25 protein-coding genes and 1 other annotated feature are annotated in these 26343 nt (G+C 32.9%); of the genes, 11 read left to right on the forward strand and 14 right to left on the reverse strand.

Features of this window, described 5'->3' with window-relative positions:
* Positions 1-67: 67 nt before the first annotated feature.
* Positions 68-295 (reverse strand) — a binding site (T-box leader).
* A 61-nt stretch (positions 296-356) separates the two neighbouring features.
* Positions 357-1145 (reverse strand): histidinol-phosphatase HisJ, encoded by a 789-nt coding sequence (gene hisJ, locus FC72_RS04065; protein WP_057765041.1) that lies wholly within the window; start codon positions 1143-1145, stop codon positions 357-359.
* Between the two features lie 114 nt (positions 1146-1259).
* Between hisJ and FC72_RS04070 the strand changes: the two genes are divergently transcribed.
* The 5 genes from FC72_RS04070 to arsA all read left to right on the forward strand — a co-directional run bounded on the left by FC72_RS04070 (position 1260) and on the right by arsA (position 5679).
* The gene (locus FC72_RS04070; RefSeq protein WP_057765043.1) at positions 1260-2066 is read left to right on the forward strand and encodes a Cof-type HAD-IIB family hydrolase; all 807 of its coding nucleotides are present in this window, start codon (positions 1260-1262) and stop codon (positions 2064-2066) included.
* A 9-nt stretch (positions 2067-2075) separates the two neighbouring features.
* On the forward strand, positions 2076-3032 hold the full coding sequence (locus FC72_RS04075) for a LacI family DNA-binding transcriptional regulator (protein ID WP_338025123.1): 957 nt from the start codon (positions 2076-2078) through the stop codon (positions 3030-3032).
* 257 nt (positions 3033-3289) lie between these two features.
* Positions 3290-3607, forward strand: coding sequence for an ArsR/SmtB family transcription factor (locus FC72_RS04080; RefSeq protein ID WP_057765047.1), 318 nt, complete (start codon positions 3290-3292; stop codon positions 3605-3607).
* Between the two features lies 1 nt (position 3608).
* The gene (arsD, locus tag FC72_RS04085) at positions 3609-3938 is read left to right on the forward strand and encodes an arsenite efflux transporter metallochaperone ArsD (RefSeq protein WP_057765050.1); all 330 of its coding nucleotides are present in this window, start codon (positions 3609-3611) and stop codon (positions 3936-3938) included.
* A 10-nt stretch (positions 3939-3948) separates the two neighbouring features.
* Entirely contained in the window at positions 3949-5679 is a 1731-nt protein-coding gene (gene arsA / locus FC72_RS04090; protein WP_057765052.1) for an arsenical pump-driving ATPase, read from the forward strand.
* Positions 5680-6179: 500 nt separating this feature from the next.
* On the opposite strand, the gene FC72_RS04095 is transcribed toward arsA, so the two are convergent.
* Together FC72_RS04095 and FC72_RS04100 are read right to left on the reverse strand one after the other, a co-directional pair.
* The gene (locus FC72_RS04095) at positions 6180-7328 is read right to left on the reverse strand and encodes a site-specific integrase (protein ID WP_057765054.1); all 1149 of its coding nucleotides are present in this window, start codon (positions 7326-7328) and stop codon (positions 6180-6182) included.
* A 46-nt stretch (positions 7329-7374) separates the two neighbouring features.
* Positions 7375-8118, reverse strand: a complete 744-nt coding sequence (locus FC72_RS04100) for a helix-turn-helix domain-containing protein (protein ID WP_057765056.1) — start codon at positions 8116-8118, stop codon at positions 7375-7377.
* Between the two features lie 168 nt (positions 8119-8286).
* Here FC72_RS04100 and FC72_RS04105 point away from each other — a divergent pair, with 168 nt between their 5' ends.
* The 6 genes from FC72_RS04105 to FC72_RS04135 all read left to right on the forward strand — a co-directional run bounded on the left by FC72_RS04105 (position 8287) and on the right by FC72_RS04135 (position 13313).
* Positions 8287-8481 carry a helix-turn-helix transcriptional regulator gene (locus tag FC72_RS04105; RefSeq protein WP_057765058.1) on the forward strand — a complete coding sequence of 65 codons (195 nt, stop codon included), beginning with the start codon at positions 8287-8289 and terminating at the stop codon, positions 8479-8481.
* 14 nt (positions 8482-8495) lie between these two features.
* Positions 8496-8759, forward strand: a complete 264-nt coding sequence (locus FC72_RS04110) for a MerR family transcriptional regulator (protein WP_057765060.1) — start codon at positions 8496-8498, stop codon at positions 8757-8759.
* 57 nt (positions 8760-8816) lie between these two features.
* On the forward strand, positions 8817-9041 hold the full coding sequence (locus tag FC72_RS04115) for a hypothetical protein (RefSeq protein WP_057765061.1): 225 nt from the start codon (positions 8817-8819) through the stop codon (positions 9039-9041).
* A 329-nt stretch (positions 9042-9370) separates the two neighbouring features.
* Positions 9371-10159, forward strand: a complete 789-nt coding sequence (locus FC72_RS04125; RefSeq protein WP_057765066.1) for a bifunctional DNA primase/polymerase — start codon at positions 9371-9373, stop codon at positions 10157-10159.
* A complete protein-coding gene (locus FC72_RS04130; protein ID WP_057765068.1) occupies positions 10156-11754 on the forward strand; it encodes a DNA primase family protein in 1599 nt (532 codons plus the stop codon). The genes FC72_RS04125 and FC72_RS04130 overlap by 4 nt, the downstream gene beginning before the upstream one ends.
* A 527-nt stretch (positions 11755-12281) precedes the next feature.
* On the forward strand, positions 12282-13313 hold the full coding sequence (locus FC72_RS04135) for an IS30 family transposase (RefSeq protein ID WP_057765070.1): 1032 nt from the start codon (positions 12282-12284) through the stop codon (positions 13311-13313).
* Positions 13314-13374: 61 nt separating this feature from the next.
* Here the strand turns inward: FC72_RS04135 and FC72_RS04140 are convergent, their stop codons facing one another.
* The 11 genes from FC72_RS04140 to FC72_RS04195 all read right to left on the reverse strand — a co-directional run bounded on the left by FC72_RS04140 (position 13375) and on the right by FC72_RS04195 (position 25757).
* Positions 13375-14340: a hypothetical protein gene (locus tag FC72_RS04140; RefSeq protein WP_057765072.1), complete on the reverse strand. Its 966-nt coding sequence runs from the start codon at positions 14338-14340 to the stop codon at positions 13375-13377.
* 210 nt (positions 14341-14550) lie between these two features.
* Positions 14551-15654 (reverse strand): LCP family protein, encoded by a 1104-nt coding sequence (locus FC72_RS04145; protein ID WP_057765074.1) that lies wholly within the window; start codon positions 15652-15654, stop codon positions 14551-14553.
* 3 nt (positions 15655-15657) lie between these two features.
* The gene (locus FC72_RS04150) at positions 15658-17091 is read right to left on the reverse strand and encodes an oligosaccharide flippase family protein (RefSeq protein ID WP_057765076.1); all 1434 of its coding nucleotides are present in this window, start codon (positions 17089-17091) and stop codon (positions 15658-15660) included.
* A 29-nt stretch (positions 17092-17120) separates the two neighbouring features.
* The gene (locus FC72_RS04155; RefSeq protein WP_057765077.1) at positions 17121-18239 is read right to left on the reverse strand and encodes a glycosyltransferase; all 1119 of its coding nucleotides are present in this window, start codon (positions 18237-18239) and stop codon (positions 17121-17123) included.
* 1057 nt (positions 18240-19296) lie between these two features.
* A complete protein-coding gene (locus tag FC72_RS04165) occupies positions 19297-20349 on the reverse strand; it encodes a glycosyltransferase (RefSeq protein WP_057765081.1) in 1053 nt (350 codons plus the stop codon).
* A gap of 23 nt (positions 20350-20372) precedes the next feature.
* Complete coding sequence (locus FC72_RS04170) at positions 20373-21047, reverse strand: sugar transferase (RefSeq protein ID WP_057765083.1); 675 nt, start codon at positions 21045-21047, stop codon at positions 20373-20375.
* Positions 21048-21077: 30 nt separating this feature from the next.
* Complete coding sequence (locus FC72_RS04175; RefSeq protein ID WP_057765085.1) at positions 21078-21863, reverse strand: tyrosine-protein phosphatase; 786 nt, start codon at positions 21861-21863, stop codon at positions 21078-21080.
* Complete coding sequence (locus FC72_RS04180; RefSeq protein WP_057765087.1) at positions 21860-22603, reverse strand: CpsD/CapB family tyrosine-protein kinase; 744 nt, start codon at positions 22601-22603, stop codon at positions 21860-21862. The genes FC72_RS04175 and FC72_RS04180 overlap by 4 nt, the downstream gene beginning before the upstream one ends.
* A gap of 8 nt (positions 22604-22611) precedes the next feature.
* Entirely contained in the window at positions 22612-23391 is a 780-nt protein-coding gene (locus FC72_RS04185) for a YveK family protein (protein WP_057765089.1), read from the reverse strand.
* A gap of 629 nt (positions 23392-24020) precedes the next feature.
* On the reverse strand, positions 24021-24827 hold the full coding sequence (locus FC72_RS04190) for a glycosyltransferase family 8 protein (RefSeq protein ID WP_338025124.1): 807 nt from the start codon (positions 24825-24827) through the stop codon (positions 24021-24023).
* Positions 24828-24836: 9 nt separating this feature from the next.
* Positions 24837-25757: an IS30-like element ISLsa1 family transposase gene (locus FC72_RS04195; RefSeq protein ID WP_057765091.1), complete on the reverse strand. Its 921-nt coding sequence runs from the start codon at positions 25755-25757 to the stop codon at positions 24837-24839.
* Between the last annotated feature and the right edge of the window lie 586 nt (positions 25758-26343).

Genomic DNA, 26343 nt, shown 5'->3' on the forward strand with positions numbered 1-26343 from the left:
AATACTCAAGAGTTAATCGCCTTGTTTCATCCTCTATACAAAAAAAGTCCCCTTAGCAAATAAATGCTAAGAGGACGTATAAACGCGGTTCCACCTCATTTTATCTAATCCTTGCGAATTAGACCTCATGTTGGCTGAGTCAACTTGGATAACGAACCAAATATCGGTAAAGCCTACTGAATTCAGCTCTACAGTTCATAGGTGTGTTTTCAATAATGACTTCTGTCTTGTTTCCAGCTACCAAGGCTCTCTGTTTGATTGGTCATTACTTACTTTTCCTAATCACAACTTTTATTAAATTTAAATTAGTTTTTCTAATTAAAAATTAATTTAGTGATAACTATAGAAGTTGTGATTTAGTTTGTCAAGCAAAAATTGCGGAATCTAATTGGTATATTCAATTTCTGAGCCATTTTTGTTATTTGTTTACCTGGATAATAATCATTGCAAAGAGGCTTATATAATCCAGCCAAATTCAGATCTAATTCTCGGTTCTGCTGTTTAATAATCTTCAGGATCTCACTGATTTGTTGGATAGTTTGTTCATCATAATCTTCTGTTAGATTAAAATAATCTTGAAATTTTCTAATTAAACTCATATGTCCAATTCTCTGCGGTACATATTCGCCTAAATCAGCTTCAACTGATTTTCTAACCGTGTCATAATAAACTTGGAAGATATATTGCGGATCATCCAAATAATCAGCAAATCCAGTTTGATAATTTTCTGGATCGTAATCAATACACCATTCTTTGTTGTCAGTTCCTTTCATAAAATGCACTGAAAGAATACTTTCCTGTGTTTCTGGACCATATTCATCTAAGAAATCTTTAGTCCAGTTTTCGAATCCTTCTAAGTAGTCAACTTCAAATCCAATCGTAATTTTAATGTCAGATTGATATTTTTTCTGAAGTCGGCGTGTTTCCTTAAAGTAGTTTGGCAAATCATCCATGGCAATACCTGCAGTTTCGTAACCATCTGGTGTTCCAGCGTAAACTTTCTCAAAGTCTTTAGGGATCGGTGCATGTTCTGTGATGCAATACTTTTTAAAACCAAGTTGAATCGCCCGTTGAATCATTTTTTCAACTGGTTCACCACTACCGTGTGGGCAAAATTCCGTATGTGTATGTCCATCTGTTAACATCTCATCACCTCATTTTTTCTAATTGAACCACAATTCTAAACTATTAACAAAATCTTTATTGACCTGAAACGCGTTTCAGAAATTAAACTATATATAAATCGATCGGAGAATAAAATGATAAAACATATTTTTTCAGACATGGATAATACCCTTCTAAATGAAATAGGAGTTGTAAGTGAAGGTAACATTCATGCTATTAAAGATAGTAAAATCCCTTTTACACTTGTTTCCGCACGTGCTCCAATGGAAATGAAGGACACAATTGAAAAATTGAATTTGACTAGTGCTCAAATAGCTTTCAATGGAGGTTTAATCTTCAAGCCGGTTAATGATTCTATCGAAAAAATCTCTGAACACTATCTGCCTTTAGAAACTGTTAAAGAAGTTGTCAAACAAGTCAAAAGTAATTTTCCTGATGTCAGCGTCAGCACTTATGATACTGACAATTGGTACTCTGAAAAGATCGACTTTGGAATTGAGTACGAATCTAAAATAACTTCAATTGATCCTACTATTGTTAATTTTGAAGAATTATTCCAAAAAAATACCGATAATTTCTTTAAAGTAATGTTAATAACTCCTACTTCTGAAGAGGTTGTAACTTTGCACGAATTTATTAACAATTTGCCAATAGACAACATTACTGTTCAACAATCAGGAAACAGTTATTTGGAAGTTACCAACAACGCTGCTCAAAAGTCACATGGTATAAAATACGTTCAAAACCTAAATAACTTGAAAAGATCAGAATTAGCTGCTTTTGGCGATGGTCACAATGACATCCCCATGTTAAAAATGGTCGAAAAACCTATAATCATGGAAAATGCCGTTGATGAAGTAAAACAATACAGTAATTTAATCACTAAAAGTAATACTGAAGATGGGGTAGCCTTTGGAATCAAGAAATTTATTCTAAATTAGGAGGAAATTATGAATATTCATGATATCGCAAAGTTAAGTGGTTATTCGGCCGCGACTGTCTCAAGAGTTATCAACAATCGAGAATACGTGTCCAAAAATGCCAAATCAGCTGTGCAAAAAGTTATCAAAGAATATGATTATGTTCCTAACGACGTTGCCAGAGATTTGAGTAATGGAAAAACTCACAATATTGGTGTCGTTATGCCTCACACAAGACATCCCTACTACACCGGCATCATCAATGGAATAATGGATGCAGCATTTCCAGCTGGATATAGGATTGTTTTATTGCCTTCAATGTATAATGCAAAAATTGAAATGAACTATCTCAATCGGCTTCGTCGAAAAGCTTATGATGCAATCATTTTTACTTCACACGGTGTAACACTTGATGATCTAGTCGAATATCAAAAATACAGTTCAATAGTGTGCTGCCATGATCCAGGTGATTATAATATCTCCGCCGCCTACACTGAAAGAATCGACTCCTATTTAAAAGCTTTTTCTTGGGCTAAATCACAAAATGCACATAACGTAGCTATTTTACTAAGTCGTGGTTTTGAACTAAGTGCCACCAGTCAATTGACTAGAAAAGCCTTTATAAAAACATTTGATAATGAACCAAACGATTCTCTTTTAAGAACCGGTATTGTTACCTACGATGATGGCTACAATTCCGCCCAATCATTTTCTCAAAATAGCGTCACTCCTGATTTGATTTTTGCCAATAGTGATGATGTGGCGACTGGTGCCAGACAATTTTATTTAGATCACAATTTACCTGTTCCTATATTAATTGGTCAGGAAAATCAATTGTCCGGTCAATTATTGAATTTACCAACCATTGATCATAATTTCCACGAAATTGGCAGATTGGCCTTTGAATTAGCAATCAGCAATGAAACTAAGCAGTTTTCAGTTGAATCAAAGTTTATTTTACGGGATCAGAACAAATCTGAATTATAAATATTTTAAACAGAAATCTATTTTTGATTTCTGTTTTTTTATACCCTAAACGTGCAACAAAAGGTTGCAACCTCCACATAGCTACGAACCACAAATGATTGATGGTACCAATCATTCGTGGCTCTAGGCTATGTTCCGGTGGCAGAACACCTTTTGTTACACTCTTTTTATTTTGTGATTATTTTATCAAACTATATTGACTTCATATAGATATACGTCTATGTTTAATGTAAGGGGATTCAAGAAGGAGTTTTTTAATGAATTACGAAAATTTTAGCAAACAACTAAAGGCAATATCAGATCCCAATCGACTAAAAATAGTTGACATATTATCCTGTGGTACTATGTGCGCCTGTGATATTCTCGACCACTTTGATTTCACACAGCCGACATTGTCACATCACATGAAAATACTTCAACAAGCTAATATTGTCAGCGCCAAAAAAATTGGAAAATGGCAGCATTACACTCTAAAAGATTCATTTATAACTGAGTTCAATAACAATGTTAATACCCTTTTTGAAAGCGGCCCTGAATGTATCTGTCATTGTCAAAATAAAACTAAGGAGAATTAATATGAGAAAAGTTCAAGTTTATGAGCCAGCATTATGTTGTTCAACAGGAGTTTGTGGTCCATCAGTAGATCAAAATTTGATCACTATCACTTTAATTTATAACAAACTAAAGGATAATCCTGATGTCGAATTTGAAAGATATAATTTGAAATCTAATCCTAGATCTTTTATCGAAAACTCTAAAGTTTTAAAAGCTATTCATGAAAAAGAAGACGATGATCAGCTACCGATCACATTAGTTGATGGTGAAATAGTAAAGATGGGTGAATACCCAACTGTAAAAGAATTTGAAAAATATACTGGAGTTTCTTTAGCCAAAGTGAGCCAATAAGGAGGTTATTATGGAAAAATATGATCCCTTAAATATGAATTTAACCCACTACCTATTCTTTACTGGAAAAGGTGGCGTAGGTAAAACCTCTGTTGCTAGTGCTACTGCCCTAAAGCTAGTGGATAAGGGATTTAAAGTAGCCATGGTTTCTACAGACCCTGCCAGCAACTTACAAGATGTCTTTGAAATGAAGTTGACAAATAAACTTAGCAAAGTTGATAAAGCTAAGACATTGCAACTAGCTAATTTTGACCCTGTTACTGCGGCTAATGAGTATAAAGAAAGTGTCTTAAAACCATACCGTGGGAAATTACCAGACTCCGCCATCAAAAATATGGAAGAGCAACTATCTGGATCATGTACCGTTGAAGTCGCCGCCTTTAATGAATTTGCTAATTTTTTGACTGACCCAAATATTGACGAAAAATTCGATTATATTATCTTTGATACCGCTCCAACTGGACATACTCTAAGAATGTTGCAGCTACCTTCCGCATGGAATAATTATTTGGATGAAAATGATCGAGGTGTTTCATGTCTAGGGCAATTGTCTGGATTGAATGACAAGAAGAAAATGTACGAAAAAGCCGTTGCCACATTGACCGATTCTACAAAAACCACTTTGATCTTAGTTACCCGTCCACAAAGAGCATCTCTGAAAGAAACTAAATGTTCATCAAATGAATTAAATAAAATCGGTATGGATAATCAAGTTCTTGTTATTAATGGAACCATGCAAGACTACGACGATGATCTTTCAAAAACGATTTTTGATCAACAAAGAAGAGATTTATCAGGATCAGCAGAGTTTATCAACAAGTTAACAACTTTTGATATTCCCTTAAGACCTTATGATATTTCCAGTCTAAAAAACATTCGTTTAATGTTAAGTGACGAACAAATTCAAGAATCAAACATAACCTTGCCTGAAAATAGTTATCCAGATATCAATGTAGTAGTTAATGATTTAATCAATACTAATAAAAAGCTCATCTTTACTATGGGTAAAGGTGGCGTTGGTAAAACAACCGTCGCTGTTCAAATTGCCAAAAAATTAGCCGACAATAATAAATCAGTCCGCTTAATTACAACCGATCCTGCTGACCATTTATCTTACTTTAATATCAATAATCCAAATATCCACATTAATCATATTGATGAAAAAAATGCTCTAGGAAAATATCAAGAAGAAGTTTTAGATGATGCTAGAAAAGCCCTAAATTCTGATGATGTTGACTACGTAGCAGAAGATCTTCGTTCACCTTGTACACAAGAAATTGCCGTATTTAGAGAATTTGCCAAGCTAATTGCTGATGACAAAGATGATGTAGTCGTAGTTGATACCGCACCAACTGGACACACCCTATTGTTATTAGATTCTACTCAAAGATATGCTAAAGAAATTAAGAGAACATCTGGCGAAATTCCACAATCCATGATCGATCTTTTACCAAAATTGCAAGACAAAAGCCAAACTGAAATCGTAATGGTCACATTGCCTGAACCTACACCATTTTTAGAATCAATGAGACTTAATGACGATTTGAATCGAACTAAAATTGCTCATACTTGGTGGATAGTAAATCAAAGTTTCTTTGCTTCAGAAACATCCAATGACTTTTTAAAGGTACGAGCTAATAATGAAATAGCTTGGATAAAGAAAGTTGAAGCAATTTCTAATAATCATTTTGCTGTAGAGAAATGGAATCCAGCTTTTGAAAAGGAATTGTTGAGGATTTAGTTTATAAATATAAACGCACAACAAAGTATAGCTTTTTTTGCTTAAATCAAATTATTGCAGCAATCTGGGATTGGATTTCTCCTTTTTTCTTTCTCAAACTTGCTACTTAAACGCGCAACAAAGTATAGCTTTTTTGCTTAAATCAAATTATTGCAGCAATCTGGGATTAGATTTCTCCTTTTGTTTTTCTTAAACATGCTGCTTAAACGCGCAACAAGGCATAGCTTTTTCCGCTTAAATCAAATAGGCCCAGCAATCCTTCGGGATTGCTGGGCCTATTTGCCTTAATGCTCGAAAGCTGGGCATGCCTTGTTGCGCTCTACTTAATGACACTAACGCCGTCATCTGCTTTAACGTACTCATCAGTTGAAACTCCGTAATAAATTACACCGTGCATATTGGGAACAAGATACTCAATCATAGAATACTGTAATACCAACGTTTAAAGCCTTTTATTTAGTGAAATAACACCCTTTGACTATATTTTGACTATATACCCTCTAAAAATTAACATAATTAGCATACTTTTGAGCTGTATCTTTACGTTGTTTTTTAGTAACTTCTGTATACACATCGGCAGTAGTTTTATAACTTGAGTGTCCTAATTGTGCCTGTACTTCTTTCAACGTGGCACCTGATTCAATCGCAAGTGTAGCAAACGTACGTCTAAATGCATGAACAGTTACATTCTTTAAGTCAAAGCGTTGTACAACACGTTGTAACCATATTCTAGGCTTAGTAGGAACAAGCATAGTATTTCTATTGTTAGAAAAAACCAATTGATCTTTATTGATTGTATTAAAACCTAACATTAACAGCTCATTGCGTTGTGTCTTACGCCAGCCTTTCAGCATTGACATAGTTTTATTATCAACATTAACCACTCTTACACTAGCATCTGTCTTAGGTGTATTAACTAATAAACGGCCGTGAGCGCCTTGCGATTCCGTTTTAGTAATACTAATCTGATTATTATTAAAGTCTATATCAGTCCAAAGTAATGCTAAACTCTCGCCTTTTCTCATCCCTGTAAATGCTAATAATCTAAAGTACATGTATGCTTGTGGATTATCCAAGTCATTCAAACAGTCAAAAAAATGTTTCAATTCTTTTAGATCATAATAGTTATCTTTCATTGTTTTAAATTGGCTTGTGTTAACTGGTAAAATAACCCTACTTGCGGGATTATCATTAATAATCTGCATCTTATAAGCCCATATAAGCACTCTATTAATATAATTGTAAAATCTCTTATACCTAGTTAAACCAGCCTTAAACCACTTATTAACAGCCGTCTGAATATGAATAGTTTTAAGTTTATTCATAGGGATGCTACCTATTTCTGGTAAAATATGAAGTGTAAAGTGTTCATCGGTTTTAGTATAAGTAGATTCTTTGACCGTTGATTTATATTGATCGTACCATTGTTCATAGATAGCCTTAAACGGCTTATTATCTAATTTCTGAAAGCCATGCTTGTCAGTGTCTAATAGTAGTTTAGACATTGCTAGGCGGGCTTCTTTTTGTGTCTGAAAACCTCTACGAGTAGTAGTTTTTACTTTTCCTGTGAGTTCATCCGTTCCTAAATAAACACTAAACATATAGGCGGTAGTACCGTCTTTTTTTTCGTACATTTTAATTTCTGTCATTGTCCTACTCCTAAACGCTAGCGGGGCGTGTTAGTTTCGTGGGTGGTTAATTATTTATAATTCTTCTAACGTGTTTTTTATTATCTTCAATTTTATCAAGTATATTTTGTAACTCCCTTTTTGTAGGAATGTGATTATCATAATTTTTAATTAATTCTCTAAATTCAGATTGAAAATCCCCTTTAATTTTTATGGGATAATTTAACTTCTCTAATTTCTTACGTTTATTAGCTAATTCTTTAAAGGGGTCATATTGTTCTATTTTATTAAGTTCTTTTTTAGGGATTGGATTTGATTTCTTAATTAATTCATTAATTTTGTCCCTTTGTTCTTTTAATATTATTTTGTCTTTTATTATATTTACTGAATTTTGTAGATAACTAAGATAATCATCCTTATATAAATCTATTAGATCCAATGTAAAAGTATTAATTGAGTTTGCCTTATCTTCCATACCATAAATAAATTCAGCTTGATCATCACTTGTAACATCATAATAATACTGTGACCAATAATTACTATCCCCATTAACCAAGTCTTTAATAGAGTACCTACCAGTATATCCATCTGGAATACCATCGATTAGTAAAGATGATGGTATTTCCAGAATATCAGCAATCTTCTTAACCATATCAGTATCAATAGAACGTTCCCCACGTTCATAGTTACCAATGGTAGTACGTTTAGAACCTAATTTATCTGCAAGTTCGTCTTGACTAAGTCCTTTTGCTTTTCGTGCTTCTTGTATTCTTTGACCAATATCTTTTCTAGTATTTCTTATTTCAGTCATAAAAATAACGACCTTTCATAATATTTCATAAATAAGATTACCTCACATGCCTCATTATTTCAATTACTTTTAGGAGAAATGCCACAATTACTTGAAAATAAATGAAATATAGTTTATGTTTATTAACGAGGCATAATTAACATTTTTGTGTCACAGAAAGGAGAAAAAATGAAAATAAACTCATCTAAGTTGTTTGAATTAAGAGCATCCAAAGGATATACGCTAGAACAACTAGCGAAGAAATCTAATGTAACTGTTAGAACACTTATTAACCTTGAACAATCCCATACAAGCGGTAATGCTGTCACTATTGGTAAAGTTGCAAAAGGATTAGATGCTAACATCAAAGAAATTTGTTTATAAGGAGGACAAATAAAATGGAGATTACACTATCACACGATCAACAAGAATCCCTAGGGGATTACATTTACAAGTTGGTAACTGATTCCATTAGCAAGGCTCGTAAGGATGCCAGTATTAATAGTAAAGACTTTTTTCGTAAGAAAGAGGCTTGTATATATTTAGGTGTATCGAATAATACGCTTGATAAGTTTCTTGCTATGGGGATGCCTTACCACGTTGTTAGAGGTATCACTCTTTACAGTAAAGAAGAAATAAAACAATTTGTATTAGAACAATAATTCAAGTCTAGCGGGGCGTTTAAAACTAATACAAATAGAATAATTGGAGATAAAAATATGTGGACTGACAAAATGGAACAAGAATTTGATTTTTTAACTGATGAAATAAAGTGGGACTTAAAAGCCGTAGAAGAAGACAGTGTTGTAATTAATACAGATTCCGATAAACGTGTAGGCGGTTCAGATTTAGCTATTGAAATTTCAAAAAATGCTTCTAGGCTTGCCGAAATTCTTAGAATTTTTGAAAAATCAATGGAATACGATCAAAAAACGGACAAATAATTATGATATCGAGTGTAAATAAAAAAAAGACCTATCCTCTCTCGCCAAAGTAAGGATAAGCCATCAATATTCATAACAATGTTTACACTCAATTATAAACGAAATTGAGGGAGATTCATACAATATGAATGAACAAATACAATCTATATTAAACGACAACTTAAAGAACAAGCAATTAATAGACTTAATTATAAATATGGTTGACACAACGCAATGTTTATCATCCGAAAGTAAAATAATGGCAATACTCACGTTATTAGATCACGGCGGTTTAAATTCTATTCAAGATAACCTCATGAATGTATCGCTATCAATAAATGATGTTAACAATGACTAAGAACTTATTAGAATACGCCCTACGATATGCGGAAAAAGGGTTTTACGTCTTACCTTTATCACAAGACAAAACACCACTTATTAAGTTTGCAAATCATCCCTCTTTAACATCTGATGATATTAAAACAATCTGGAATAAATATCCCTATGCACAAATAGGATTACGAACAGTTCAATTTTTTGTTGTTGATATTGATAATGAGGCGGGACATGATACGGATGGCTTTAAATCTATTAAAGGTATCAACTTAAATGAAACGTTGTCACAGACTACGGCTAGTGGTGGAAAACAATTTTTTTATAAAAAGCCTAAAGACATTAGCCTAAGTCAAAATATAGGTGTATTGGATGGTGTAGATATAAAAGCTCACATTAATAATTATGTAATGGTTGCCCCTAGTGAGAGAAATAACACCGCTTATACGTGGGACAATCATTTACCAATGAATGAACCTAGCACTGACATTATTAATCTAATGAACCAATCTAAGCCTAAAATACAATCCAAAAACATTATATTGAATTTCAACAATAGTAACGGCATTAGATTGAAAAAATATACGGGCAAACTAATAGACGAAATAGTTACAGGTACGACCCACGGTACACGCAACGACTGGCTAACAAGAATGACAGCTAAACTACTTAATAGCGGTGCAGAACGTGAAAACATTTACTACCTGTTATGTGTAATTAATCAGAATTTTATAGATGAACCACTTGAAGAAAGCGAGGTAAATAAAATTTTTAGAAGTATGGTAAATAAGGATGGTGGACAATGAAAGAAATTCCCGAAGAAATTAAAAAAGCTATTGATGATAGCAAAATAAAGATAGTTGAAAAGTCGCCTAAATTGATTCCATACGATATTAATTTCACTACTCCACCGGATGAGATAACGGCAAGCAATCCCGAATTGTTAAAAGCATTCAATAAACAAATTAGTGACGATACTCCAAAATGGCTAAACATATGGTTTACATATACACCGCCCACCCAAAAATTATCAAGTAAAATCACTCTAAAACATAACGTAGATGATGTAATTTATGGAGATGAGTTCCTTAAATCTCATATCATGAAACGATCTAAAGGGATGATGGAGGGGTTTAATTATTTACCCGATAAAGGTATATGGAATATATACGGCAAAAACGAGGCACAGGCAACTATTGAAAGCATATTAACACGTGATTTACGTGCATGGGGAATTTATGACAATGGGAATGTTATTAAAGTTAGACTTTATATTCTAAGGATGATGTTTGATATATCCCTAGGTAATACATCCCCATTTGATACATCACGACCTGAATTAGTAGCATTTAAAAACGGTACTTATAACATTCTAACTAATAGAGTACAGCCACATGCCTCCAAAGATTATTTACTAACCTATCACAATTACAGTATTGATCCCTCAAATAATAGTTGTCCCGCTACTGACCATCTTATGAAAAAAATGTTTGGAGATGCCTCTATCACATTACAAGAGTATATAGGATATATGTTTTATCATTCATATTCAAAGTTCAATAAAGCCGTGTTCTTACACGGAACTGGTGGTAATGGAAAAAGTACATTTATAAACCACGTTTTAAAGAATGTAATTGGAGATGATAACAATTCAGCTATCCCACCAAATGAAATGGGGAGTAAACAAAATAAATTTAACAAAGCCGAATTGTTTCGAAAAGAAGTTAATATGGTTGCAGACATAGATGATAGTTATATTGAGAATACCGCTATTTTAAAGAATTTAACTGGTGGTGATTCAATTAATGCAGAGTTTAAAGGTATACAAGGTTTTCATTTTAGAAATTATGCTAAACTTCTTTTTTCAGCGAATAGCTTACCTAAATTTAGGGATGATTCAGACGGCTTTGCTAGTAGACTAATCACTATTGATACAATCAATCCTAATACAAGAAACGAGCCTAACGGACATCCCGAATGGTGGAACGACATTGATATGAATGCAGTTAAAAAGGAAGCTCCATCTTTTGCAGTCAAATGTATGCAGTTATTTCGTGAAGTATTAGATCGTAACGGATTCACTATCCCCGATAGTGTTCGTGATAGCACTAACAAATGGAAAGACGATAATAACAAATTTAAGAATTTTGTAGAGGATTGTCTTGAACTTACTGAGGATGATACCAATGGTGAAAAGGCTATTTACATACACGATCAATGGGTAAAATACGCAAAAAATAATGGCTATTCAGATAAAATGAGTATTCAAACGATGGCTAATAAATTAGAAAAGTACGGAATACATAGAAAAAGAAGTCGAAATGGCTACGGAATATCAGATACCACCAATGCTGTTTCTAGATTTATGGGTGTTCGTGTAATTACTGATGGCTACGATTAATAGCACACTGACACATAACTGACACACGTTTAAACGTTGATATAATAGCATTTACAGAGTATTTGTGTCATGTGTCACTTTATTTAACTTTTATAATATAAATAAAAAAATAAATAATAGATAGTAATAGTAGTATAAAACGAAATAATTATACAGTGGAAGTTTTTCTAAAAATAACTGACACACTGACACATAATTAGGCGTAAGCGTTGGTAGAGTAAGGCGGTGGTCTGTGTCAGTCTTGTGTCAGTTGTGTCAGTATTTTGAATAAAACAATCAATAATACTATTAAGGAGGACAATAATATAAAACGACTTGAATATTTTAATGGTAAAAACTTTATTACTATTAGTGAAGTTAAAGATTGTAAAGAAATACATTTGGCAGAAGACAATACAATTATTACGCGCGTTTTATAATCAAGTTAGCCAAATACTTTTAGCTAATTGATAAAATAAAAAACACCAAGACAAATCTCTGTTATCATTGATGTTCCTACACAAACAATGAAAGAGGTTATTGTCTTGATGCAAGAACAGAATACCACAGTCAGAAAAAAAGGTCAGCACCTAACTTCGTTTGAACGAGGCAGAATTGCTACGCTGCACAGCCAAGGCTATTCCAATCGTGCAATTGCCAGAGCGCTTAATGTTTGTCATCAAACAATCAATAATGAATTGTGCCGCGGCGAGATCGACCAAGTAAAAAAAGTGAATGGTCAACGCCAATATTACGCTGTATACTCACCAGAAACAGCACAAGCTAAGTACGAAGCTAATCGAGCCCACTGTCATCGACCTTTGAAACTCGTCGGTGTCGCTGATTTTATCGACTATTTTACGACTCATTTGCGTCAAGATGGTTGGTCGCCTGATGCAGCAGTAGGACGGGCCAAACTTGAAGGCTTATATCAACCTGAGGAGATGGTCTCGACCAAGACGCTATACCACTATATTGATGCCCAGTTACTTGAAGTCCGTAATCTTGATCTACTCGAAAAAACGCGCCACCGTGCCAAACATCATCACTCGATCAAGCACAAGCGTCTGGCCGGACGGAGTATTGATGAACGGCCTAAAAGTATCGACCAGCGCCAAGAGTTTGGCCATTTCGAATTGGACACCGTGGTGGGCAAGCGCAACGGTCAAGAGAGTGTGATCTTAACGCTGATCGAGCGTCAATCCCGCTGCCAAATTCTACGTTTGATCGATGGTCGTGATGCCGATTCGGTCAACTATGAGCTGGCCAAGATCTGTCAAGAATACGGATCAATCATGAAGTCAGTTACTGCCGATAATGGCGCTGAGTTCTCGGAAGTTGGCGCTGTACTTACCGGTGTCGCTGACCTTTATTATGCCCATCCATATCGTTCCTCTGAGCGTGGGACTAACGAAGCGCATAATCGAATGATCCGCCACGATGTACCCAAGGGTCTATCCATGGATATTTTGGGTCCTCATGATATTCAAGCAGTTGAGTCAAAGCTAAACAATTTACCGCGCCGGCAAACTGGCTATCAAACACCCAAAGAGCTTTTCTCCGCTGCTTCCGCCGGTTAAGTTAAGTCCATAAAATATGAATATTAATGAAAATACTGATTTAATAGGATTTATCGTGTGACTAATTTGTTCTTGCAATTTGGGATTTAATAATTTTATAAACAATACCGTTCTCAATAATATAGTTCTTATTATTCTCAACTGCATCTGCTATTGGCGCATTTCGACTATCTCCATTAAGATACTCAGTATTATAACTTTCATTTTTATAATCTGAATATAATTGATCATCTTTTGTCACATCACTAAAATCTTGTTTACCGTCATCCCACTTTTGAAGAGTTCCATTTTTATCAGCATAAAAATAGATAGTTTGGTCATTTATCTTTTTAGATATGGTTTGATAATAATCAGTATCATTATTTATCGAAGCTGGCACCTTAGATAATTGATCAACGATATGTAAAATATAGCCATTCCCCAAATCATCTCCAGCCTTCAATTCTCCTGATTGTAATCTATTAACTAAATTTGTGTTATCAGACCAATTCAAATAATTGTTTTTACTTTCATCAGAATGAAGTGCAATATCACCATTATTTTTATCATAACCATCGTCATGTTTGATTTGATAATCATCAACAGTATTTTGTTTTTCATTAACTGCATTATCTAATTCATTCTGGCGATCAACAGGTAAATAATTGTTTTGAATACTATTTGTATTCTTGGCATTATTAATGTCTTGTATTTGGCTAGGCGTTGCCAATATGAAATTCTTGCTTTCGTTATTATAAATATAATACTGATTATCCTTTTCAATAAAAGTTATATTCTGATTCTGTGTAGTAACACTCTTAGTCAATGGAGTATTATTATTGATTGAATAATTACTATTATTTGATTTTCCTTGATCACTTTGTATACCACTTTGATCTGTATCAGAATTAGATATTTGGCTTAAGGTTACTTTATCAGATGTATTAATAGTATCAGCTAATATAATTTGCGAATTCCATAAGAAGAATCCCCCTAAAACAGCATTACTAAACAAAAAAAATTTAGTTATTTTATGATCTTTACTCATTTTATATTCCCCATAAATATTTTGTTTTATTGCCTAACAGAGGAATTATACTTAGTCAATTTCAAATTGGGGACATTTTAGGATAAATTCGAAAAATTATACATATCATTTTACTAAAAATATCTGGTTAATATTAGAAACAAAAAAGTCACAAAACTTCAGCTTAATTGCCGTTGCCTTGTAACTTTTTTATTATTTAGCTTTCAAATTCTAATAACCAGTACTTGAATAACCATATGTCGAACTATTTGAACCTGCTCTAGAGGTTGTCGAACGCTGTGAACCTATATTCTTAATTTCCTCATCAGTTTTTGTTGTAGAAGAACTTTGAGTTGCAGGGTCATATTGTATATCACCTGTCTTAGCCTTTGACAAATCTAAGTTTTTACGAATAAAATCAGTTACTCGTTGTAATTCGGATTTCTTCATAACTTCCATACTTTGGTCAGCTACTTGTGCACTAGTACCTTGTAAATGAGTTTCGGAAGTATTCTTTCTAACCGAATTATAATCCTTAGCAAGTTTTGTTAAATCATTAAAGGTCATATCCGTTTGTGTTTGATTGGCAATTGAGTTAATGAAGTATTGATTCAATAACGTCTTAACCGAACTACTCTTCTTCAATAGTGCTGTTAGAACAGCTCTTTGACGTGTCTGACGACCATAATCCCCTTGAGGATCATCATAACGCATTCTCGAATATGCCAGAGCTTTTTTACCATTCATATGAGTTTTCTCACCATTAGTAAAAGTATAGCCTTGATATGTAAAAGTTAAAGTTGGAGTCACATCAACTCCCCCAGCTCGGTCAATGACTTTTTCCATACCGCCCATATTAATAAGTGCATAATAATCAATTGGAACATTCAATAACTTTTGAACAGTTGTGATGGCGGTCTTAGCTTGACCATAAGAATAAGCTGCATTTATTTTAGCAGGTGAATCCTTCTGATAACCTGGAATATTAACGGCCGTATCACGAGGAATACTTGTAATAGTAGTTTTATTAGTTGATGGATTTAACGTTATAACCATCATACTATCGGTTCTACCTTTATAATCTCTTCCCAATGCACCGGTATCTGTTCCCATTAAGAGAATAGATATCGGTTTTTTTTCTTGTAACTCTTTACTTACATTTCGTTGTTTAGTCACACCAGATGGTGTAAATGAGCTGTTTACAGCATTTTTTACATTACGATATTTGGTCATACCGTATGCTGATCCCCCCAAAACTATTAACAAAATTAATACTAGAAATACATTTCTTAATGTATGTTTCTTTTTTCCTTTATTTCTATGACTATTACCCATATATTACTCCCCCAAAAAAGTATGGTTTAAAATCAATTTTTTGATTTTTAAAATCATTTTTGTTTTAAATAAAGCCAAAAAAATTATATAAATAAATATACCTACAAAGACTTCAAATATTATCATAATCCACGAATGTTTCAACATGATATTCATAAAAAAGACAACAATGAACATTGCTATTCCTGCTATAAAAAATTTCAAACTGTCCTCAAATAAACGATGATAATTAATTTGGCTTCTTATATACCACAATTGATAAGCAGTCACCGCAAACTCCGATAACACAGTTGCTATAGCTGCACCAATGGCCTCAAAAATCATAATAAGCGGAACATCCATTATTAAATTGACAATTATCCCATATATGACAGACCTCGTATAAAATTTAGTTTGATTGGTTGGAAAAAGGTATTGAGTTCCGATAACATTATTCCACGCTATAAATACAATTACCATCGATTCCACCATCATTACTGGAATAACACTATTAAACTTTGATGTGAAGAATAGTGGTACAAATTCACTGGCTATAGCAGCAAGACCAAACATCATTGGTATCGAGATCAGAGATACAAACGAAAAACTACTATACAGCAAATCCTTTGTCTTTTCATTCTGTCCCTTAGCGAATGCATTAGCCACATGTGGCATTATTACTGTACCCGTTGCCGTGACAATTGCTAAAATCATTTTTACTATTTTATCAGATTGATCAAAAAAGCCCGAAACTTGTACATTATCAATAATTCCAAGTAGAGTTTTATTAATTATTACATAAATCTGCGTAGAAATTTGTGGAACAAATAAAATTAATGATGGCATGATATGCTTAACTATATTTATATTAGAAAAATCAGGTGCATATATATACCTCTTTAAATCCGGAAATAAAGTCAGATTCCCTACAATCAATGATAAAGAAACAATAAAAATATACGTCAACAAATCATTTGAAGTTTTCACAAAAATGAAAATCAAAATCAGTGTTGATATTTTAACAACTATATTTCTTAGAACAGTAACCGCAAAGTTTTCTACTCCCATAAAAAACCATGCTATATCTGCCATAGCAGCCAAAATAGATATTGCCTGTGCTAAATAATAGACTTGAAATTCATTATTTAATAACATGAATACTCCAAACAAAAGGAATGAAATAGAAAATGTTATTAATCTCACCAATGAAATCTCATAGAAGGTTTCGGACAACTTCTTCTTATTATCTCTAACGAATGCTACCTGCCTATTACCATACAAGTTTGTTCCTAAACTTCCCATCAAGATAAAGAACTGAATTATAGAATTAGTATATGAATTTATTCCTACTCCTTGAGGACCTAACACCCTTGCTAAATATGGAATTGTAATAAAGGGAACTAGAAGAACAAATACCTGATACGAGACATTGTACAAATAATTTTTAATAACTTTCATAAAAACTCCTGATTAGCAAAGAAAATCAATTACAATTTTCTATATTGATTTAACAATCTTTTCTCCATCATTGACCAACTGAAATGGTCCATATATACTTTTTGATTATTCTTTTTAAATTTCTCTAATTTAGAGTAATTTAATACATTAAGTAAACTTTCGAAATCATTTTCATTATAATCAATCGAATAACCTACATTATATGCATCAACAAGATTATCAATACCTGTACCTTTTGCCACCACTATTGGCTTTCCTAATAATAAAGATTCATAAAATTTATTTGGAGCAGAATATTTATGATTAGTAATAGTGGGATTATAAATTGCTACCATCATATCCGACATTTTAGATATTGCTAATCCATCCTTATAAGGAACCTTACCATAAAATCTAACGTTTCCATTTCTCTTATCTTTTATATTATCAACAATTTTTTCATTGCCAAATCCCGCTATATGTAAAAAAATATCATTTCTCCTTCGAGAAATATCTATTAATTCATCCAAAAATCTATTAGGTGTTAAAGATCCAACGAACGAAATATTAATTTTTCCCTTTCGGTAAAGTTTATAATATTTATTAGATACTTCAGTTGCATTAATATCTGGTGTATTATAAATCGTTAAAAGACTTTTAGGATGGGAGCCTTTGATTTGTGCTTTACGGGAATCAATAGGCAATATTACAGAGTCACTTTTATCAATTACAAAATTTTCGATTTTTTTTACTAAGGGCTTGAATATACTAGGAACTGGAAAGGCATCCGCATAATAATCATAGATATCATATGTCATTTTTTTATTAAAAATCTTAGAAAAAAACAGACATGTCAACCCCGTATCTAAATTTACCGATTGTATTATATCTATCTTTTCATTATTCTTTAATAACTTAAAAAATAATCTTATATTGAACTTAACTAAAGGAAATAGGTTCTTAAGACCACTTCCAAAAGCTCCTTTTATACCCATTTCTTCAACATTAACATTATTACTTACACTAAAAGTTGAATCGTTATTATTACTCCTATCCCATCCAATACCTGATACTCTAAATCCATTATTGCTTAAAAACTTCATTTGCTTTTCTGCTCTAGGATCAGGATTAAACGGATTACTTGCTACAAACCATACGCTTTTTTTCAATTAGGTTTACTCCTTTCAAAATTAGATTTCAAAAACGTGTCTCTATTAATAAAAAGAAGTAATATTGGCAATAATACTATTTGATGCCTCAGCATTGATCCAATATCAGGTTCAAAAAAAGCCTGAACACTAATCATTCCAATAAGAAAATATAACTTATAATCCATTAAGTCGTCCTTGTTCTTCAAAATAGATCTAAATGTTATCCAGACAATAATCCAGATCCATAAATAATAAATAATTTCATTACTAGAATTGATACCATTAATTGGAATGAAAATATTTAATAACCCATACAAAAAATTTAAGAAGTCCGTCAATATATTGCTATTAATTAATGGATTATTAATAATAGTATTTGAGTTTACATCCATTACTCGCCATACATTTACACTATATCTATAATTAGATAAAAAATTTCCAGTAACAAAATTATAAGATAATTCCATACAAATAATTATTAAAAAATAACAAGCTATCCAACTCCAAAGATTTGTATGTTTATTTCTAGCAACAAAGTAAAATAATATTGATAGGACAAATATTAAAATCCAATATGTCCTAAAGAAAATTCCATATATTAATATAAAAATCAGCAAATTATATTTCAAAGACTTAGATGTAGAGATCAACAATACAAAGTCCATTAAAATAAATACTACCAATTCTTTAGAAAATTGTGCAGCATATGCACCATAGAATATGCTAAACATAAATAACAAAATAAGATTATTATATTTTGAAAAATCAATTTTATATTTAATTACTATTATTAAATATAACGCTAAAAAAACAATCCACGAAAAAAATGATTCCATGAAATATGACGTATCGTAATTAAAATTAAGAGCCGTAAAGAACTTGGCCGTATTTGCAAAACTTCTATCTGTATTCAAGTAGTTGTTTTGCATATATGTCCTTATTACCAAATTATCATTATAAAAATAACTTGGTAATAAATTACGACATTCGTTAAAAAACAACAAAGAAAATATTAAAAAAATACAATTTATAATTGCTGTAAACAGAGTTCTATTTAATTTACTTTCATTTTTTATCATTGATTAAGCTTTTCATATGCGTTAACATATTTTCCTATCATTTTTTCCTTTGAAAACTTCTTTCTTATTATTTCATTTGCCTTCGGACCAACTTTTTTTTCAAAATTTTTAAACTTGGATAAAAAATCAATTTCATTATTAAAAATATATCCATCGCTGGCATCTGTTATAACATTTTTGTTCCCAATAATATTTGTGACAAAACAGATTTTTGAAAAAAACATTGCTTCCAGTAATGATATTGGTAAGCCCTCCCATTTTGAAGTTAGAATGAAATATTCATAAGGTTGAATTAGTCTTAAAACTGATGATCTTTTTAACCACCCTGTTACTTCGATATTTTTTGCCGTCAACAGATTCCGTTGAGGTCCATCTCCAACCCAAACAAACTTAGTATTAGGTAATCTTTTAGCAATACTATTAAATAATTTAGGATTTTTTTGATCACTTATTCTGCCAATTGTAAAAATAACTTTTTGAGTATTAGAATTCTTTGTTTCGTAATTCAAAAGTTCTTTACTATTGACTGAGTTATTGATGAATATAGCATTTTTTGTCACTTTTTCACTCTCAATATACTCTCCATAACTACAGGCAATTGTGGTTGCATTCTTTTTTCCCAGAATTCTTTCTAATTGAAAATATATTTTTGCTTTGAGCTTCATTTCACCATTACCCGAGTCTAAGAACGAATAACCATGTGGCGTATAAAAAACTTTTTGCTTTCCATTATATTTTATTAATCTACCAATGCCCCCCGCCTTTGACGAATGCAAATGTATAATATCTGGTTTTAATGAATTAATATATCTATTTACTTCACAATAGGCTGCGAAATCTTTGCATAAGTTCATACCTCTTGTAAAATTATTTATTCTAATAAGTTTTACTCTTTTATCAAAATAATTTTGAAAATTCTCAGGTGTTTGCTTTCTTTTACCATATAATATATATACATCATACTTTCCAACTAGTCCTGAAGTTAAATCAGCTAAATATGTAAATACTCCACCACCAAACGCTTCTACCACATGTACAATTTTTTTCATAATTATCCCCTAATTTTAGTCTATCAATATGCACTATTTGGCATTACAAACACACCTATAGTTTTAAACATTATATACAAATCAAACATTAATCCACGATGATTTATATACTTCAAGTCCAATTGAACCATCTCAGGAAAACCAACATCATTACGGCCGCTAATTTGCCACAATCCAGTACAACCAGGCTTTACAACCAAACGCTGTTTATCGTAATCTGTATAGTCTTTAACCTCACGGGGCAACGGTGGTCTCGGACCTACTAAACTCATATTCCCCAGTAAAACATTAACTAACTGAGGAAGCTCATCAATGCTATATTTACGAATAAATCGTCCGACTTTAGTAACTCTAGGATCGTCTTTCATTTTAAACATGGCACCTTCAACTTCATTCTCAGAAAGTAACTCTTTCAAATGTTCATCAGCATGTACTTCCATCGATCTAAACTTATACATCTTAAACGGTTCTTGTTTTTTTCCTAAACGAACCTGTGAATAAAATACCGACCCCTTCGAATCTTCAAGTTTTATGGCAATTGCCACAATTAAAAATAATGGTGACAATAATATTAGCCCTAAAAAACTAGCGACAAAATCAAATATCCTTTTAATCGCTTTATAAACATATCGTCTATTTTGGTAAGCAGGATCAATTGATAAATTATTATTATTATTACTACCATCAAAATACTCCATATCCTTATTCCCCTTTATCAATCGAATTATCTAAAACAACCAGAATCTCTTTCTCTTCTTAGTTAATTCAGAAATACGAACATAATCTGTATCCCCAACATCATCGCCATTGATGATGTTTTTTGCATTTATATTAAATTGTTGGGCCTTATTTCTTCCTTCTTCGCGTTCTAACTTATCAAAGGCCTCTTTCATCAAGTACCTTCGTCCCTTAAAGTTATGTGCATCCGAAGCAAAAACAAATCCCAAGTTTGCTTTGATAATTTGCTCAGTTAATTCTTGAACGTGTTTCCCAAACACACCCAAGTAACTACTACTAGTCAGTTGAGTCAAACAACCCATTTTTACAAATTCATACAATTTATCTGGTTTTTCTTGAAAGCCCAAATTTCTCTCCGGATGGGCGATAACTGGTACTATTCCCCTAGTGGTCAAATCAAAAATCATATCGGCCGTATATTCAGGAATCCCATTATGTGGCAATTCCAATAACAAATATCGATTGGTTTCATCCATAAATAAAACGTCATCTTCAACTATGGCCGAAATCAACTCACCAGTCAAATGAACTTCCTGCCCTGCAAAAACAGTCAACGATATCTGATTGCTATCTAGTTTCTTTTGAAACTCATTAGTCTTTTCTATTACATCTTGCTTATGATTAACATATTCACCATCCATATGATGTGGTGTCAAAAGTGCATGACTAATACCTTGATCTACAGCCACCCTAGCCAAATCCAGCGACATCTGTAAATCCTTAGATCCATCATCAACTCCTGGCAAAATATGGCAATGCAAATCAATTAATTTCATTTTTTCTTCTCAGCTCCATAATAACCACCGTAATATCCACCATAATATCCGGAATATTTTTCTTTAGTTACTCGATTCATGATTACGCCTAAAATATTGGCATGAACTGTTTCTAAAGCCTGTTTAGCATGTGCTACACCTGCTTTTTCAGCAATACCTTGTGGAACAACCATAATTACGCCATCAACTTGGGCAGCTAGAACTTGAGCATCAGTTACGGAATTAGCTGGTGGAGCATCCAATATCAACAAATCCGATTTATCTTCAAGCCTTGTCAATAGATCTTTTGTACGCATACTTCCCAACAATTCAGAAGGATTAGGAGGAATTGGTCCACTTGTAATGACAAATAAATTATTAACCATTGTAGGTTGAATAATTTCTTCAAATGAAGCATTACCCAATAAATAACTGGATAATCCTACTCTATTACTGACATTAAAGATTTTATGGACTGTAGGTCTTCTTAGATCAGCATCCATTAGAATGACCTTTTCACCTTGATTGGCCCAAGTTACGGCCACATTATTACTGACAGTCGATTTACCTTCTGATGGTGCAGAAGATGTAAATAAAATCGACTTTAATTTTTTATCAACTGATGAAAACTGAATATTTATTCTAATAGTATTAAATTGCTCAGATGTAGCACTGGTCGGATCATCATAAGTAATTAATCCAACACCATGCTTCAAGCTATATTTATCTAATTTTTTAGTCTTACTTTTAAATAATGGCATTAGTTTACCTAGACCCTTCTGTGATTTCTAGATGAAAATTCACTGTTGTTCATTGGTACTTGTAAGTCCTTATGTTCAGCAGTACGTTCAATATCTTTTTGATCAATCTCACTAACAATTCCTAAACTGGTTAAGCCTAAATCGTCAGTTAAGAAACTTTCATCACTCACTGTTCGATCTGTTAATTCACGAATAAAGGCTAATGCTATCCCCAATATCAATCCTAAAATGATTCCCGCCAAAATATTTAACGTCTTACGAGGGCTTACTGGTTTAGTATTCGTCTCAGCCTCAGAAACAATTGAAACATTATTGACACTCATGATCTTAACGACCTTTTTCTTAAAAACCTTTGCCGTTTCATTAGCAATTGCAGCTGCTGTTCCTGCATCGGTTGACTTCGCCGTTACTGAAAATACTTGAGAGTTTTGAGAATTACTAATTGATAGTGAATCTTTCAATGCACTCATTGATCCAGGATATCCAGGGTAATCTCTAATCTGCTTATTCACATCCCTTAAAACAGTTGGGCTAGTAATAATGTCCTTATATGTACTGATCATTTGCACGTCAGCTTGCACTTGTTGAAACTGTGCCGCCTGCATGTCTGATGATAACTTACGATTAACCAAAATCTCTGTTGTGGCGCTATACTTAGGCGTCATAACAAAAAAAGTCACAAAAATTGCGGCCAGCGTTACAACTAATGTTGTCCCGGCTATAGCCCTTATATGTTTACGTAGTATGCCAAATATTTGAATCATACTGATAGTTTGTTCTGATCCCACTTCGTCCTCCTAATAAATCCCAAAATATATATAAATTAATCCTAATACATATAAGAAAGTATAGACCTGTTGACATATTGCGACAATATATCAAATTAAATTAGCATTAAAGAAGCGTTTCCAATATTTTGAATATACATATTCGTAGTCTTCTTACTAAAAAATCATTATAAAAGATAATTTTTTATCAGAACTTACTTATCTCCCTTCGAAATTGCATTTTTAATCCATCTCTGTGAAAAGCCATAAGTATGCGATAATAGATACCTTTAACCTCAATCAAGTCATTTGCCATATTGATCTTGTCCCCTTTAACCACAGATCCTACTATTTGGCGCTGTTCAAGGTTATTGGTTGGTACCGTATCACTTAATTTAGTGACAATATAATTGTTAACACTGCGATTTTCACGACTGGCATCTTCTGCTATTCAGTCGTACAAATCTTTGTCTAATCTTAATGCTATTGTTTTATCTGCCATGGCTTCATTATATCAAAGTAAAATCATAATAATATTGACAAATTGTAAAAAAATAGAACAAAACATGCTCGAAGGCTATGTTCTGTTCCACGTTTAGACTGCCAATTTATACTGTTCTAGGGTTATGTCCTAACTTCTTTTCCTGTATTTATTCAAATCTTAGTTTTTTTGCTCGGTGTTGATAATGCTTATATAATCCTGAATAACGCTCTTTATATTCCGAGCGCCATGGTTTATCTCGACCACAGAAATGTAAAATAACTGTATTATCAATTACCCAATCAATATCCCATTCACCATTGCTTTTAGCAAAGTACAGAGGATTCATACGTGCATCATAATTATAGAGTTCATCAGGAATCTTCATTATATGTTGTCCATATAGTCCATTTAAAATATCTTGATCTGGCAAAAAAAGTGCCTTACCCATTTTTTCAATATAATTAAAAATATCATTGGCTTTAACGTGTTCTCTAATTGCTTCTAGGTCCATCAACATCACGCCTGAATTATAGTAACTTTCAGTTTCATAATTACCTAATCGTAATTTATTCAAATTATCAGTTACATCTAATGATGTATGACTTGCTGCGGCATACCAATAATCTTTTAAATCCAATTCATATAAAGACATTAAATCGTTAATAACCAAAATATCAACGTCCAAATAGAGAATTCGTTTCAAATTCTTTGGTAAATATTTATAAGCCAATAAGCGATAATAAATTGTTTTAGGGTAACGGTCTGTCGTTGGTGCATCATTAAATTGATTATCATCAATTACCACTGGATGATAATGCATTCCTAATTTTTGGCAAAAATTATTTAATGTTTCCGATAATTTCAACTTGGGACTTTGAATCACGTAAACCCCATATTGATCTACTGAGGTATTTTGCTTAATTGAATATAGGGTCGTCATTAATTGCTTTGTTACATTATCATCAATTGGCAAATTACAAGTTTAATCCGAACAAGCCCGGAATCTTTCAATGGCAGTCTGTTGATGATGTATTTTTAATGGTCGTTGATTAATTAGTTCAAGTGCTGCTAGGATCTCATCAGTCGTTACTTGGCTAAAATTGGTCTTTTTCGGGAAGAACCAGCGTAACCGTCTATTAAAATATTCATTGGAACCTCGCTCCCATGGTGAATATGGATGGCAAAAATAAACTTTGATCTGATAATCCTGTTCTAAGGCCTGATAATTGGCAAACTCTTTACCATGATCAACAGTAATGGATTTTACTTGGGGACCGAAGGCCCCCATAAACTTGCCAAAGGCGGTGTTTAGAGCCTTAGCCGTTCTATTAGGGGCTTTGATGGCCCATAGAAGTCGGGTCTTACGTTCTACGAATGTAACCAGACATGATCGTGACTCACTTCGACTAGAAAGCACCGTATCTACTTCCCAATGACCAAAAGCTAACCGTTGATTAACAGTTGTTGGCCGTTGTTCGATGGAAGTCCCACTTGTAAATTTCCCACGATTTTCGCTCACTCGGTGCTGGCGGACATTTCGATTGGGTAGATCAGTCAATTTGAAGGGAAGCCAGCCACGATTAAGCCAATTATAAATTGACGCAGTGCTCAAGTTATAAGCGGCCGCAATGGTTTCTGGTGACCAGGTTAATCGTAAGTGATTGGTAATTAAAGTCGCTAATGCTGCCGTCAGCATCGAACGACGACCGCAATTCCGCCTTTTGCGATCTGCATCTTGCTGAGCTAATTCTGGATCATAAGATTTAACCCGGTCCAACTCATAGCTAATCGTAGCTTTGGCGACGCCTAAGGCGTCAGCCATTACTTGGTAAGATTTATTCCCCTCATTGACCAGTTGTGCTAGTGCGCCACGTTGAAAACGTGATAAAGTAGATGTACCCAAAGTAATCACTCCCTATATTGGTTGGAATTAGCTACTACCATTGTAAGTGATTGCTTTGGGCTTTTTAATTTCTGTTCAGATTAATTATAGAATTTGCCCTATGATAAAAATACTATTGATAGTTGTTATTATGAACGTGCTAAGTTTGAATTACATACAGAATCATATGAAGACTTCATGAAACGATTGAGAGCAAGCAACAAATAGCTATTACACATGAGTGTATTAATACATCAAAATAGAATAGATACGATCTAATAGAGTGTGTACTTAATTGTATGCTCTCTATTTCTTTATAGACCCCCCGCCTACTGTTTCTAGGGAGACAGCTCGCATAGTGGGCATGAGCTTTAAAAATAACCCCGTTTTCAAAACTTTTTAGCTAATTACAGTTAAACAATTAAATAATTACTATGACTAAAGGTATTTCATTATAAATAGATGTGAAAAAACAGCTTAAAACAACTAATTAACTATCAGAATATAGACAAAAGTAGCATTTTTATGATGTAAAACTAATGTTTAAGTGTTTGTAAAAGGCACCCGTAAAATGTAGGAAAACGGCAGGTTAGAACTGTTGGTTTTC

The organism is Companilactobacillus tucceti DSM 20183 (assembly GCF_001434665.1).
Classification (GTDB): domain Bacteria; phylum Bacillota; class Bacilli; order Lactobacillales; family Lactobacillaceae; genus Companilactobacillus; species Companilactobacillus tucceti.